Below are 13,875 nucleotides of genomic sequence, written 5' to 3'. Positions count from 1 at the left end.
CTTCACAGTAGCGGATGGGGCGGACTCAGGCCCGCGGAGGCAGTCCGCGCGCGGCGCGTTCCTCGGCCTCGATCTGCGCGTGGACCTTCCGCTCCGTGCGGTCGAACCGGAGGATGCCGCGGAGAACGACGAAGAAGACGATGCTGACGCCGACCGTCGGCAGGAGCGACCATGCCGCGGCGAGCCAGAAGTTGTCCATGCCTCCATCGTACGCGAGCGACTACTCGTGCACAGGCGCCGCTTCACAGGAATCTCGTCCACATCGCGCCGGACCCGCTCCGACGGAGACGGGGGCACGCGAACCTCTCCTCATGACAACCGTGCTCCGCGCCTCCGACTCCGCCCAGTTCCTCGGCATCGTGCCCGCCCTCGCAGGGTTCACGCCGCACGAGAGCATCGCCCTCCTCCCGTTCCACGGCAGCCGCAGCGACGGGGCGATGCGCCTCGATCTGCCCGACGCCGCCGTTCCTCCCCTGCAGTACGCCGCCGCGGCCGTCGAGTTGCTCGGCCGCGTCCCCGGTACGGATGCGCTGGCCGTCGTCGTGTACACCGATGAACCACCCCAGACGACGCCCGATGGCCTCGTCCTCCCTCAGGCTGTGACGGTGGACACCCTTCTCGGATGTGCCGAGGAAGCGGGGCTGCGTACCGTCGAGGCCCTGTGTGTGACGCCCGAGGGATGGGCCCGGTATGACGACGAGGATCCGACGCTGCATCCCTTGTCGGACATCGTTCCGCCGCCGGATGCCTCCTCCCTCGGCGACGTCTCCGGCGATCAGTTCTCCGGCGCGGGGCTCCCGCCGGTCTCCGCCGCGGAGGAGGACCAGATGGCGCGCATCCTGCGCGGGCTCGACGCCGCCCTCGCGCCAGGGCAGGCCGACCCCTCTCGTTCCGCAGAGCCGGAGGTGATCTCGGCGTGCGCGCTCCTCGACGACATCCCCGCCTTCCTCGAGTCAGTGGTCCATCACCACGACAGTCTGCGGCCGTTCGACACCGCAGCGCTCGTGTGGTGTCTCGGACGTCCGCCGGTGCGCGATGTGGCGATCGCCCAGTGGGCCACCGATCACCGTCGGGGCATTCGCACCATGGAGGCGCAGCTGGCTTTCGCCGCCTCCGGCGCGCCGGTGCCCGACGACATCGGACGAGTGTTCCTCGGCCGCGGCCCGGCGCCGGACGGGGAGCGCCTCCGCGCGGCGCTGCACGCCGTCCGACACGCCACCGCCCTGGCACCGCGGGCAGCACGCCCCGGCCCGCTCACGGTCGCGGCCTGGCTCTCCTGGGCGCTCGGCCGGGCCACGCACGCAGGGCGCTACCTCGACATGGCGAGGGAGATCGATCCCGGGTACAGCCTCGCGCTGCTGCTGGACACCATGATGTGCGGCGCCGTTCTGCCGGAGTGGGCGTTCCACGGGCGGCGTGGAGCGTGAGCGCCTCGCTTCTACTTGACCAGCGGGAAGAGGATGGTCTCGCGGATCCCGAGGCCGGTGATCGCCATCAGGAGTCGATCGATGCCCATCCCCATGCCCCCGGACGGCGGCATGCCGTGCTCGAGAGCCCGCAGGAACTCCTCGTCGATCGGCATGGCCTCGACATCGCCTCGCGCGGCGAGCTTCGCCTGCTCGACGAAGCGTTCGCGCTGGATGACGGGGTCCACGAGCTCGGAGTAGCCGGTCGCCAGCTCGAAGCCCCGGATGTAGAGGTCCCACTTCTCCACGACGCCCTCGACGGACCGGTGTTCGCGCACGAGGGGAGACGTGTCGACGGGGAAGTCCATGACGAAGGTCGGCCGCACGAGGTCACCCTTCACGAAGTGCTCCCAGAGCTCCTCGACGAGCTTCCCGTGCGTGGCCTGAGGCGGCACGTCGACCCCGTTCGCCTCAGCGAAGGCGATCAGGTCGTCGACGGAGTCCGCGGGCGTGACCGTCCGTCCGGAGGCGGCGGAAAGGGACTCGTACATCGAGATGCGGTCCCACTCGCCGCCCAGGTCGTACTCGGTGCCGTCCACCCAGGTGACCGTGGTCGACCCGGCGACGGCGACCGCGGCCTGCTGGACGAGTTCCTGCGTGAGGGCCGCCATCTGGTTGTAGTCGCCGTAGGCCTGGTAGGCCTCGAGCATCGCGAACTCCGGGCTGTGCGTCGAGTCGGCGCCCTCGTTGCGGAAGTTCCGGTTGATCTCGAACACCCGCTCGATCCCGCCCACGACCGCGCGCTTCAGGTACAGCTCCGGCGCGATGCGGAGGTAGAGCTCGGTGTCGAACGCATTGGAGTGGGTGACGAAGGGGCGGGCGGATGCACCGCCGTGCTGCACCTGCAGCATCGGCGTCTCCACTTCGAGGTACCCGTGGGCGGCGAAGGTCGCCCGCAGGCTCGCGTTCACCGCCGCGCGCGCACGCACGGTCGTCCGCGCCTGCTCCCGCACGATCAGGTCGAGGTAGCGGCTGCGCACACGCCCCTCTTCGCTGAGCTCGGCGTAGGCGTTGGGAAGCGGCAGGATCGCCTTCGACGCGATGGTCCAGTCGTCCGCCATGATCGACAGCTCACCGCGGCGGCTGGAGATGACCTCGCCGTGCACGAAGACATGGTCACCGAGGTCGACGTACTCCTTCCAGTCGGCGAGCGACTCCTCGCCGACATTGGCAAGGGAGATCATCGCCTGGATGCGGGTGCCGTCGCCGGCCTGGAGCGTGGCGAAGCAGAGCTTGCCGGTGTTGCGGCTGAACACCACGCGCCCCGCGACGCCGACGACCACGCCGGTCTCGGCGCCGGGCTCGAGGTCGCCGTACTCCGCACGCAGCGCGGGGATGCTGTGCGTCACCGGCACCGCGACAGGGAAGGCGCCGCCGCCGGCGTCCGAGCGCTTCTCGATCAGACGCTCGCGCTTGGCGAGGCGGACGGCCTTCTGCTCGTGGATGTCCTCTTCGGTGGAAGGGGCGGCCGAAGCCGTTTCGGGCGCGGCGGGCGCATCAGTCATGTGCGGGGCTCCTTGCAAGTCCTCCCCAGTTTACCGAGATGGCGCGGGACGTCCTCGCCCCGCGGCGTGCTGGGTAGCCTCGAAGCATGGCCCCCACTCGGATCCTCCGTGCGAGCGCCGTCGTCGCTCTCGCCACCGTCCCTGTCCTCGCGCCGGAAGTCGCCGTCGCGGCGACCCCGGCGACCGCGACCACCGTCGTCTCCGCCGCCGATGTGGACGAGCTCTCCTACGCCTCGTGGGACGCGGTGTACGACGTCGGGCTCGACGATGACGGCCGGGCCCACATGCAGGTGAGGGAGACGCTCGTCGCGCGATTCCCCGACGCCGACCAGAACCGCGGCATCGTGCGCGGCCTGGCGACGGCATACAAGAACGCTGACATCGACACCCGGGTGCTCGCGGTCACCGATGAGGACGGAGCCGCCGTCCCGTATGAGACCGACGAGGATGACGGGACGCTCTTCATCCTCACCGGCGACGACGACTTCGTCCACGGCCTCACCACCTACGTCATCGAGTACGAGATGCGCGACATCATCGTCGGGAGCGCACCCGACCCGTCCGGCACCCACGCCGCAGACGAGTTCTACTGGGATCTCCTCCCGCTCGACAGCACGCAACCGATCGAGGCGTTCCAGGCCGACATCCGGTTCGACGCCGTGCTGACCGCCCATCTCACCGGCGCGACGAAGTGCTACATCGGCCCCTCCGGATCCACCGAGCCCTGCGACCTGGAGGGACCGATAGCGGACGGAGAAGCCGCTTCCTTCCACGTCGAAGCCGGGCCTCTGCCCGCCGCGGACGGTGTGACGGTGGCCGTCGGCTTCGATCCCGGCTCAGTGACTCAGCCCGCTGCCCGCATGCCCGACGCGGTCGCCGATCTCGGGCCTGCCGTCGCTGCCGCCGGCGCCGTGGGTCTGTCCGCGGTCGGATGGGCAGTCGCCGTGGGCGCTGCACGACGTCGGCGTCGCGCCACCGGGATCATCGTGGCGCAGTACGACGTCCCCGACGACCAGCCGCCCCTCCTCGCCGCCGCGATCCTGCCCGGAGCCGAGAACGTGATCCCTGCCGAGATCGTGCACCTCGCCGTCCGCGGCGCGCTGCGCATCGAGGACGGGACGTCGACCGGAGCACCACGGCTTCGACGACGGCCCCACGGCAGCGCGCCGAGTCCCCTCGATCAGGCTGCGCTCGACGCGCTCTTCCTCCACGCGGGTGCGGACGGCGTCGTGGACCTGCCGGCCGAGAGTGAGGCATTCGCAACGCGGATGACGGCGCTGACGACGAACGGACGCGAAGAGGCCGCCCGCCGGGGCCTGACGACCAGGGTGCGCAGCCGCGCGGCCGTCATCCTGCAGTCCGTGGCGATCGCCCTCGCCGTCGCCGGTCTCGTCGTCGCCGTCGTCGCCGTCGCATCCGGACGGTTGTCCGCCGGCCCCGCGCTTCTGGCCATCTCCGTCGGAGCCCTCCTCGTCGCGGCCTCCAGCTTCTTCACCTTCTCGCGGCACACGGTCCTGACTCCGGAGGGAGCACAGGCGTACGAACACCTGCAGGGGGTGCGCGAGTTCATCCGCGTCGCCGAGGAGGACCGGCTGCGGATGCTGCAGTCCTACACCGGGGCGGAACGACGTACCGACGAGGGCGTGGACGTCATCCACATCTACGAGCGCCTCCTCCCCTACGCGATGCTGTTCGGCATGGAGGATGAGTGGGGCCGCGTGCTCGAGACGGCATACAGCCGGGAGACGCACGGCCCATCCTGGATCGGCGACCCCGCATCCGTCGCGCTTCGCACCTCGCTCGTGGCGTTCATGAGTTCCTCCACGGCGGCGGCGACGTACTCCGCACCGTCCACCGGCACATCATCCAGCAGCGGCGGTTCGTTCGGCGGCGGATTCTCCGGTGGCGGTGGCGGCGGCGGCTTCTCCGGAGGACGCTGAGCCGGGAAGCGGTCGGCTGGCGGCGCTGCGCGCACGATCACACGCCCGCACCCGATCAGACGAGTGGCGGCGGTTCCGAGGCGTCGCGCAGCGCCCGCTCGACGGTCGACTGCACCAGCGCGGAGAGGAACCCGCCCGGATTCTCGACGCCGATCTCACGGAGCCGCGAGGTCGACTGGCCGATGATCGAGCGGGAGAACTCCGTGGCCGTGGCGATCGCATCGGCATAGGCGGGACGGTCGGCCTCGGCGATGACGACCGGTTCGCACCCCATCTCCACAGCCAGCGCCTGGGCGATCGGGAGCACGGCGGCGGGAGCGGTGACCGCCGCGAATCCCGCCTGCAGCTGTCGGAGATCGATCGAGGTCCCGGTGAACGTGATCGCCGGATGCACCGCCAACGGGATGGCACCGCGCTCCGCCGCCGGGCGCAGGACCTCGATGCCCTGCGCCGGATCGGTGTGCAGGACGAGCTGGCCGATCTGCCACCCGCCCAGCTCCGCGATGCCCGAGACGAGGGCCGGAAGCTCGGCGGAGGGGACCGCGAGGACCACCAGTTCGGCGCGCCGCACGACCTCCTGGGTGTCCAGCACCGGGACGCCCGGGAGAACCGCGGACGCACGTTCGTCGTCCGATCCGCTCGTGATCCCGACGATCGCATGTCCGGCTCCGGCCAACGCGGCGCCGACAACAGGGCCCACACGCCCCGCGCCGACGATGCCGACGCCGAGACGGCCGTCACGCACCACGCTCACTCCTCGCGCGGCGCGTCCGGTCGCGCCGGCGGGATCGGTGGCGTCGGAGGCACGACCGAGCCGGGCGACGCCGGCGGGGCGGACGGGGCCGCCGTCTGCGGCGGTGGCGGCGCCACCGGTGGAACGGAGGGCGGAGCGACCGGAGGCGCCGTGACCGGAGGCGCCGGCGGCGGCGTCACCGGAGGCGTCCGGACGGGCGGGACCGGAGGCGGCGGCGTCGCCGGCCCCGGAACGCCCGCGGGCGGAGCGGGCGGAGCCGGCGGAGCGGACGGAGCGGATGCCGCCCCTCCGAACGCGGGAGACGTCGGCGTCGCAGGACCGCCGAACACCGGCGGAGCGGGCGGTGCGACCGGAGTTCCGGCCGCGGCGTGCTCGCTCCAGCGGTGGGTGTGGTCGCGGGACGCCGCCTCGGCCGCGGCGACGCTGACCTCGTTGAGCAGCGCAAGGGCGTCGGCGCGCTCGAGCCCCGAGAGGAGGCCGGTGATCGGCCCGGGCACGGTATGCACCTGTGCACCGGAGACCCCCTGGGCCCGGTCGATAGGCCCCTGGCTCAGCGACACGCCCTGGAGACGCGCGAGCGGGAAGACCGCGAGCTTGCGCCACACGACGCCGCGGCGCAGGAGCAGGCCGTCCGTCGTCACCGTATAGCCGTGGCGCTTCCAGGAGAACGGTCGCCGCCACCAGGCCCGGCGCGGCATCGTCCGGTAGGGGTCGGCGTCAGTCGGACCGACGACGCCCTGGTCCCACAGCGCGGGGATGCTCTCAGCCGGCACGTCGGGCAGCACGAGCGACAGCACCCGCTCCACGTCCGCGCGCTTGCCGACCGGAAGCACGACGTTGAACTGCTGACCGCTGCTCGACGACTGCTGCGCGGCACTCTTGCCGCTCATCCGGTTGATCTTGATGGTCCACCAGCCGAACGGCCGCCAGAGCAGGGACTGCGACACCTCGACCGCGAAGATGCGGCCGGGCGGCAGGGTCTCGGTGACGGTGGTGAGCAGCCCGTAGGTGATGCGCACGCCGTCGGGGGTGGGCGCGATGGAGTAGCGCAGCGACTTGGAGATCTGCGCCCACGTGATACCGACCACGGCGATGACCATGGGGACGCCCATGCCGAGACCGATGCCGAGGAGGACGATCCCGCCGTCGGGATCGCCGTCGACGAGGATGCCGATGAGGGTGCTCCCGATCGCGATCGCGAAGATCACGCCGAAGAAGACCAGCCACAGCAGCCCGGAGATGAGCTGCGAGCCGATCAGCCGGCCGGCCGGGATCTTGACGACGCTCTCGGGGACGACGTCCTGCAGGTCCACACCGGCGAGCAGGCCGTTGACGCCCTCGTTCATCGAGCCGACGAGCTGCGCCCGGGTGGAAGCCGGAGCGGTCCCGCCCGGCGTCGCTGCGCCCTGCGGATCCGACGCCGCGTGCCGCGCGGCACGAGCCCCGGAGGCCAGGCGCAGGATCTCGGCGCGCACGCCTTCGGCGCGCGGCGTCGCCAGGTACTCGAGCGCGACGTTCGCGTCGGTGCCCGCGCCGACGACCTCGAGCTTCGCGAGCCCGATGATGCGTGCCGGGAACGGCCGCGTGAGGTTCACACCCTGCACGCGGTCGAGGGGAGCACGGCGATGGGAACGGAAGATGATGCCCTTGCGCACCTCGACATGGTCGCCGGTGATGCGGAACTGCTGGAAGCGCCAGACGAACCAGAAGATCGCCACGAGCACCACGACGAGCGCCAGGACACCCAGCAGCGCGATGAGCGCGAAGTTGTTCGCGAGCACCCAGTCCACCGGGTCGCCGCCGGTGTAGTCGTCGTAGTGCGCTTCCTCGGGCGCGAACTGCCCGACGAGCCAGGCGATGACCCGGTCGCGCATGTTCGCGATCACGATGCCACCCACGATGATGAGCGCCAGGCCGCCCTTGAAGAGCGGCGTGAGCGGATGCATCCGGTGCCATTCACCGTCCGCGAGGTGCGTCGACGGTGTGCCCGCGGAGGTCTGCCCCGGCGCGGCGGTGGGGAGCTGCGACTCGCTCACAGGCCGGTCCGGCGGGTCTCGGCGACCTGGATGAGCGTGTCGCGCAGCGCCTCGGCCGCCGCCTGGGTGAGGCCGGGGATCTGCACACCGGTGGTCGCCGCGGCGGTGACCATCTTGAGCTGGGAGATGCCGAACGCCCGGTCGAGCGGCCCCTGGGTGATGTCGACGAGCTGCATGCGGCCATACGGCACCGCGATCATGCGCTGCCACAGGATGCCCTTGCGGAACACGATGTCGTCCGCCCGCAGCATGTAGCCGATCGCTCGCGCCTGCCGCGGGAGGATGACCAGCGTCACGAGCGTGATGAGGATGATGACCCCGGCCGGGATCCACACCCAGTCCTGTTCGAGCACGATGTTCAGCACGACGGCCGCCGCCACGACGATCGCCAGGAAGATGACGTTCTGCACGATCTGCGACACCACGTAGCGCGGCGAGATCTGGTGCCAGGTGCCGTCGAGCTCGAGGCGGGCCTCGTTGCGCGCCGTGCGCAGGCCCGTGTAGGTGCCCTGGTCGAGGGCGCCGAGGTCAGTGCCCTCCGCCGGGTTCAGGGGCGCGGTCTCTGGGTTCTGAGTCATCAGGATCCTTCGGCAGGGTGCAGAACTGTTCGGCTACGAGAGCGGCGATGACGAGCACGACCGCACTCGCGATCAGCGCCACCATGGCCACAGTCGACCCTATCGGGGGATCGATGGGGCGCGTGAGGAGGAAGGCCAGCAGTCCTGCCCCGAAGCCCGCCAGGATCGCCCCCAGCAGACTGGACGCCCGCGCGAGGGTCGCGGCCCGGAGGGCACGGAACGGGTCGATGCGCACCCCGGAGCGGACGCTGCGCCGCACCGGCCAGGCCACCCCGAGCGATGCGCCCGCGATGAGGACGAGCAGCACCGGGAGGAAGAGGGACGGCGTGAACGTGGCCCGCCCCGTCGCCGTGAGCATCTGGTCGAGGATGAAGCCGGCCCCGGCGCCGACGAGCGCGAGGACGGCGAGAAGTCCGGCGGAGGTGCGCTTCATCCCTCGCCTCGCGCGCGAAGGTCCGCCGCCAGATCGGCGACCCGGCCGCGCCCCACGAGCTCGGCGTCGGGGTCGATGTCGAGCCACGGCTCCAGGACGAACAGCCGCTCCGCCGCCCGCGGATGGGGCAGCTGGATCCGGGGGTCGTCCGAGACGACGTCGCCGTAGGCGATGAGGTCGAGGTCGAGGGTGCGGTCGCCCCACCGCTCGCCGCGCACGCGGCCGTTCTCGTCCTCGATGGCGTGCAGCATGCCGAGCAGGATCTCGGGAGCGAGCCGGGTGGTCACCAGAGCCACCGCGTTCACATACCCGGGGGCGTCCGGATCGGGGCCGTCCACGCGCAGCGCCACCGTCTCGAACAGGCGCGACAGGCGCACGTCCGAGACGAGCGGGAGCCGCCCGATGCGCGCGGCCGCGGCGCGGATCGTGTCCTCGCGGTCTCCGAGGTTGGCGCCGAGCGCGACGACCGCCACCGTCTCGGGGCGCGGAGCTCGGGGGCCCGGCACCTCCGGCGGGCGGGTGAGGTTGCGGCTCATGTGGTGATGTCCTCCAGCGACTCCGGAGCCCGCGTCCGATGCACCGTCACGGCCACGTCGTCGAAGGTCAGGGCGATCGGTGCCTGCGGCTTGTGCACCGTCACGGTCACCTGCTGCACGCGGCGGTCGCCGAGGGCGACGTCCGCGATCCGCTCGGCCAGGGTCTCGATGAGGTTCACCGGCTCCCCCGCGACGACGGCGGCCACCCGCTCCGCGAGCTCGCCATAGTGCACGGTGTCGGCCACTTCGTCGGACGCGGCGGCCTGTTCGAGGGAGAGCCGCAACCGGAGGTCGACCGTGAACTCCTGCCCGTTCTCCCGCTCGTGCGGGTAGACGCCGTGGTGGCCGAACACGGTCAGCCCTGTCAGCACGATCTCGTCGAGGAAGTCCATGCCTCTAGGGTACGGCGACGCTCCGACCTCGCACTCAGCCTTCCCAGGCGCGGGTGATCGCGAGGGCGTCGCGGGTGGCCGCGACGTCGTGCACGCGCACCGCCCAGGCGCCGGCGCGCATCGCGAGCGCACTCGTCACCGCGGTCGCCAGGTCCCGGCGCTCCTCGGAGACGCCGTCACCGCCCGGGGCCGCCTCCTGCAGCACGTCGGCGAGGAAGCGCTTGCGCGACGTCCCGACCAGCACGCGGAAACCGAGGCCCACGATCTCGTCGAGGCCCCTCAGCACGTCCCAGTTCTGGGCACCGGCCTTGGCGAACCCGATACCGGGGTCGACGATCAGGCGGGAGGGCGCGATCCCGGCGGCGGCCGCCTCCCCGATGCGCTCGCGCAGCTCGCCGGCCACCTCTCGGGCGACGCGCCGGTAGTCGGCGTTCGCATACATGTCGGCGGAGAAGCCCCGCCAGTGCCCGATCGCGAAGTCGGCACCCGACTCCGCCACCGCGGCGCGCATGTCGGGGTCGGCGAGTCCGCCGGAGACGTCGTTGACGATGCGCGCCCCTGCGCGGACGGCCGCCACGGCGGTCGACGCGTTGAGGGTGTCGATGCTGACGACGGCACCGGCCGCGGCGAGCTGTTCGACGACCGGGAGGACGCGGCGCTGCTCCTCGTCCACCCCGACGCGCTCCGCGCCCGGCCGGGTCGACTCGCCCCCGACGTCGAGGACGGACGCTCCTTCCGCGCGCAGACGGAGGCCGTGGGCGACCGCGCGGTCCGCGTCGAGGTACCGCCCGCCGTCGCTGAACGAGTCGGGGGTGACGTTGACGATGCCCCAGATGCCGGTCATGCGCGCGACGTCCCGGCCCCCGGCACGGTCATGCCGATCAGGGTCACCAACTCCGCGCGTGCCACGGGATCCGTGTAGACCCCGCGCGCTGCGATGGTCAGGGTCGAGGCTTCGGTCTGCCGTCCGCCCCGCATCGTCACGCAGCCGTGGCTGGCATCGAGAACGACGAGCACGCCGCGCGCGTCGAGGTTCTCGGCGATCGTGTCGGCGATCTGCTCCCCCAGCCGCTCCTGCACCTGCGGCCGCGCGGCGAGGATCTCCACGACGCGCACGAGCGCACCGAGACCGACGACCTGCTCGCCCGGAAGGTAGGCGATGTGCGCGTGTCCCGCGAAGGGCAGGAGGTGGTGCTCGCACACCGAGCGGAAGCGGATGTCGCGCAGCAGCACGGCACCGGACGGCAGGGTGTCCGGCGCCGGCCCGCGGGTGACGCTGATCGTGTGGGCGAGCGGTTCGGCGGGATCCTCGCCCACCCCCGCGAAGAACTCCGCGTAGAGCTCGGCCATCCGGGAGGGCGTCTGCTTGATCCCCGGACGATCGGGGTCCTCGCCGATCGCCTCCAGGAGTTCCCTGGTGAGCCGTTCGACGCGCCCCTTGTCGACGGTCACGTCACGCCGTCGCGGGACGAGGGTTGCCCGCTCCGGCGGAGCCCTGCTGCGGACGCGGCGGGGCCGTCGGCGCCTCGACGGAGGCGGCGAGCGAGACGTCCTTCTTCGGGACCTCGATCGGCGGCCGCTCCGAGACCGGGCGGTCCTCGCTGGACAGCCACAGCGGACGCTCGGGGAGCTTCTTCACCTCGGTGAAGATCTCCGCGATGCGGTTATGGTCGAGGGTCTCCTCCTCGAGGAGCGCGAGGGCGAGACGGTCGAGGATGTCCCGGTTCTCGCTGAGCACCGCGTACGCCTCGTTGTGCGCCTGCTCGATGAGCGCCCGCACCTCGGCATCGACACGCTCCGCGACCTTCTCGGAGTACTCGCGGCCACGGCCCATGTCGCGCGCGACGAACATGTCGCCGCCCTCGGTGCCGAGCTTGACCGGACCGACCTGCGTCGTCATGCCGTACTCGATGACCATCTTTCGGGCGATCGAGGTCGCCTTCTCGATGTCGTTGGACGCACCGGTGGTGGGGTCGTGGAAGACGAGCTCCTCGGCGACGCGACCGCCCATGGCGTAGGTGAGCTGGTCCTGCAGCTCGTTGCGGGTCACCGAGTACTTGTCGTCCAGCGGCAGCACCATCGTGTAGCCGAGCGCCTTGCCGCGGGGCAGGATCGTGATCTTCGTCACGGGGTCGGTGTAGTTCATCGCCGCCGCCGCGAGCGCGTGTCCGCCCTCGTGATACGCCGTGATGAGCTTCTCCTTGTCCTTCATCACGCGAGTGCGACGCTGCGGACCGGCGATCACGCGGTCGATGGCCTCGTCGAGGGCACGGTTGTCGATGAGCTGCGCGTTCGAGCGGGCCGTGAGCAGCGCGGCCTCGTTGAGCACGTTCGCCAAATCGGCACCGGTGAAGCCGGGGGTCTTGCGGGCGACGACCTCGAGGTCGACGTTTTTCGACAGCGGCTTGCCCTTGCTGTGCACCTCGAGGATCTTCTGGCGGCCCTTGAGGTCGGGGGCGTCGACACCGATCTGACGGTCGAAGCGGCCGGGGCGCAGCAGCGCGGGGTCGAGGATGTCGGGACGGTTGGTGGCCGCGATCACGATGACGTTCGCGTTCGGGTCGAAGCCGTCCATCTCGACGAGCATCTGGTTCAGCGTCTGCTCGCGCTCGTCGTTGCCGCCGCCCATGCCGGCGCCGCGGTGACGGCCGACGGCGTCGATCTCGTCGATGAAGATGATCGCCGGGGCGTTCTCCTTGGCCTGGCTGAACAGGTCGCGCACGCGGGAGGCACCGACGCCGACGAACATCTCGACGAAGTCGGATCCGGAGATGGAGTAGAACGGGGCACCGGCCTCGCCGGCGACGGCACGGGCGAGGAGGGTCTTTCCGGTTCCGGGAGGGCCGTACAGCAGCACGCCCTTCGGGATGCGGGCGCCGATGGCCTGGAACTTCGCCGGGTCCTGCAGGAACTCCTTGATCTCGTGGAGCTCCTCGATGGCCTCGTCGGCACCGGCGACGTCGGCGAAGGTGACCGTCGGGGTCTCCTTGTTGACGAGCTTGGCCTTGGACTTGCCGAACTGCATGACCTTGCCGCCGCCGCCCTGCATGGACGACAGGAGCCACCAGAACAGCAGGCCGAGCAGCACGAGGGGAAGCAGCAGGGAGAGGAAGCCGTCGAACCAGGTCGCGCGCGGCACGGCGTCGTTGAAGCCGTCCTTCGGCGCGGCCGCATCGATCGCGGAGACCACCTCGTCGGCGCGGGCCTCGACGTAGTAGAACTGGACGTTCTCGGAGCCCTCGAACGGCTTCGACAGCGTCATGTCTACGCGCTGATCGCCGTCGGTGGTGACGACCTCGGTCACGGTCTTGCCGGAGAGCAGCTCGAGCCCCTCCTGCGTCGTGATCTGCTTCGGCGCACCGAGGTTCGAGATCAGCAGGAATCCGCCGAAGAGCAGCACGCCGATCAGAGCGACGTAGATCAGCGGATTGCGGGTGAGCTTCTTCACATCCATGGTCGGATCAGCGTATCGCCTCCGTGCTAGGGGGCCGCTGTGCGTTCACCCACGGCGCAACGCTGTCGGCGCTGCCGCCTCGGTGGCTGAGCCCACCCGGGTCGCTGACCCCGCCCGGCTTCTGAGCCCGCCTGGGTCGCTGAGCCTGTCGAAGCGTCAGCTGTAGACGTGCGGTGCCAGCACGGCGACGTCGCGGAGGTTGCGGTAGCGCTCCGCGTAGTCGAGTCCGTAGCCGACGACGAATTCCACGGGGATGTCGAAGCCGACGTACTTGCAGTCGATCTCGACCTTCGCGGCCTCCGGCTTGCGCAGCAGCGCCAGGACCTCGATCGACTCCGCACCGCGGGACTCGAAGTTCTCCAGCAGCCAGCTCAGGGTGAGGCCGGAGTCGATGATGTCCTCGACGATGAGCACGTGCTTGCCGTGCAGGTCGGTGTCGAGGTCCTTCCGGATCTGCACGACACCGCTCGACTTCGTGCTGGCGCCGTAGCTCGACACCGCCATCCAGTCCATCGGCGCGTGGAACGGCAGCGCTCGCGCGAAGTCCGCCATGACCATGACCGCGCCCTTCAGCACGCCGACGAGGATGAGGTCCTTGCCCTCGTAATCCTTCGCGACCTGCGCCGCGAGCTCGTCGAGCTTGGCGTGGATCTCCTCCTCGGTGACGAGGATCTGTGCAAGGTCGTCCTGGATCTCCGCGGCGCGCATGGATCGATTTTAGGTGACGTGACCGTGTGCTCCGGTCGCGGGCGCGTACCCTCCCCCGCAGGACGACGCCGCA

At 70.9% G+C, this 13,875-nt stretch carries 14 protein-coding genes; 2 read left to right on the top strand and 12 right to left on the bottom strand.

What is annotated here, in order from left to right:
• Positions 1-25: 25 nt before the first annotated feature.
• Positions 26-199 (bottom strand): hypothetical protein, encoded by a 174-nt coding sequence (locus C6C15_RS17195; RefSeq protein ID WP_167627854.1) that lies wholly within the window; start codon positions 197-199, stop codon positions 26-28.
• A gap of 112 nt (positions 200-311) precedes the next feature.
• Between C6C15_RS17195 and C6C15_RS03160 the strand changes: the two genes are divergently transcribed.
• Complete coding sequence (locus tag C6C15_RS03160; RefSeq protein WP_105949247.1) at positions 312-1,427, top strand: DUF4192 family protein; 1,116 nt, start codon at positions 312-314, stop codon at positions 1,425-1,427.
• Between the two features lie 11 nt (positions 1,428-1,438).
• On the opposite strand, the gene lysS is transcribed toward C6C15_RS03160, so the two are convergent.
• Complete coding sequence (gene lysS, locus C6C15_RS03155; protein ID WP_105949246.1) at positions 1,439-2,971, bottom strand: lysine--tRNA ligase; 1,533 nt, start codon at positions 2,969-2,971, stop codon at positions 1,439-1,441.
• 86 nt (positions 2,972-3,057) lie between these two features.
• On the opposite strand from lysS, the gene C6C15_RS03150 reads away from it, so the two are divergent.
• The gene (locus C6C15_RS03150; protein WP_105949245.1) at positions 3,058-4,911 is read left to right on the top strand and encodes a DUF2207 domain-containing protein; all 1,854 of its coding nucleotides are present in this window, start codon (positions 3,058-3,060) and stop codon (positions 4,909-4,911) included.
• Positions 4,912-4,966: 55 nt separating this feature from the next.
• Here C6C15_RS03150 and C6C15_RS03145 read toward each other — a convergent pair whose 3' ends face one another.
• The 10 genes from C6C15_RS03145 to hpt form a co-directional block, all read right to left on the bottom strand.
• Positions 4,967-5,659: a DUF2520 domain-containing protein gene (locus C6C15_RS03145; RefSeq protein WP_060921443.1), complete on the bottom strand. Its 693-nt coding sequence runs from the start codon at positions 5,657-5,659 to the stop codon at positions 4,967-4,969.
• Positions 5,660-5,661: 2 nt separating this feature from the next.
• The gene (locus C6C15_RS03140) at positions 5,662-7,701 is read right to left on the bottom strand and encodes a PH domain-containing protein (RefSeq protein ID WP_234024211.1); all 2,040 of its coding nucleotides are present in this window, start codon (positions 7,699-7,701) and stop codon (positions 5,662-5,664) included.
• Positions 7,698-8,279: a PH domain-containing protein gene (locus C6C15_RS03135; RefSeq protein ID WP_060921542.1), complete on the bottom strand. Its 582-nt coding sequence runs from the start codon at positions 8,277-8,279 to the stop codon at positions 7,698-7,700. The genes C6C15_RS03140 and C6C15_RS03135 overlap by 4 nt, the downstream gene beginning before the upstream one ends.
• On the bottom strand, positions 8,230-8,712 hold the full coding sequence (locus C6C15_RS03130; RefSeq protein ID WP_025104584.1) for a DUF3180 domain-containing protein: 483 nt from the start codon (positions 8,710-8,712) through the stop codon (positions 8,230-8,232). Before C6C15_RS03130 ends, C6C15_RS03135 begins: the two co-directional genes overlap by 50 nt.
• On the bottom strand, positions 8,709-9,248 hold the full coding sequence (gene folK, locus C6C15_RS03125) for a 2-amino-4-hydroxy-6-hydroxymethyldihydropteridine diphosphokinase (protein WP_105949244.1): 540 nt from the start codon (positions 9,246-9,248) through the stop codon (positions 8,709-8,711). Before folK ends, C6C15_RS03130 begins: the two co-directional genes overlap by 4 nt.
• Positions 9,245-9,640 carry a dihydroneopterin aldolase gene (gene folB, locus C6C15_RS03120; RefSeq protein WP_060921544.1) on the bottom strand — a complete coding sequence of 132 codons (396 nt, stop codon included), beginning with the start codon at positions 9,638-9,640 and terminating at the stop codon, positions 9,245-9,247. Before folB ends, folK begins: the two co-directional genes overlap by 4 nt.
• Before the next feature lie 34 nt (positions 9,641-9,674).
• Complete coding sequence (folP, locus tag C6C15_RS03115) at positions 9,675-10,484, bottom strand: dihydropteroate synthase (RefSeq protein WP_060921545.1); 810 nt, start codon at positions 10,482-10,484, stop codon at positions 9,675-9,677.
• Positions 10,481-11,092, bottom strand: a complete 612-nt coding sequence (gene folE / locus C6C15_RS03110; RefSeq protein WP_025104588.1) for a GTP cyclohydrolase I — start codon at positions 11,090-11,092, stop codon at positions 10,481-10,483. The genes folP and folE overlap by 4 nt, the downstream gene beginning before the upstream one ends.
• Before the next feature lies 1 nt (position 11,093).
• On the bottom strand, positions 11,094-13,094 hold the full coding sequence (ftsH, locus tag C6C15_RS03105) for an ATP-dependent zinc metalloprotease FtsH (protein ID WP_025104589.1): 2,001 nt from the start codon (positions 13,092-13,094) through the stop codon (positions 11,094-11,096).
• A gap of 156 nt (positions 13,095-13,250) precedes the next feature.
• Entirely contained in the window at positions 13,251-13,802 is a 552-nt protein-coding gene (hpt, locus tag C6C15_RS03100; protein ID WP_017204674.1) for a hypoxanthine phosphoribosyltransferase, read from the bottom strand.
• Positions 13,803-13,875: the final 73 nt, after the last annotated feature.

This window comes from Microbacterium sp. str. 'China' (genome assembly GCF_002993305.1).
In the GTDB taxonomy this organism is placed as follows: Bacteria; Actinomycetota; Actinomycetes; order Actinomycetales; family Microbacteriaceae; genus Microbacterium; species Microbacterium paraoxydans.
Note: the sequence above shows the minus strand (reverse complement) of the source record. Positions and strands in the feature narration are given on the sequence as shown.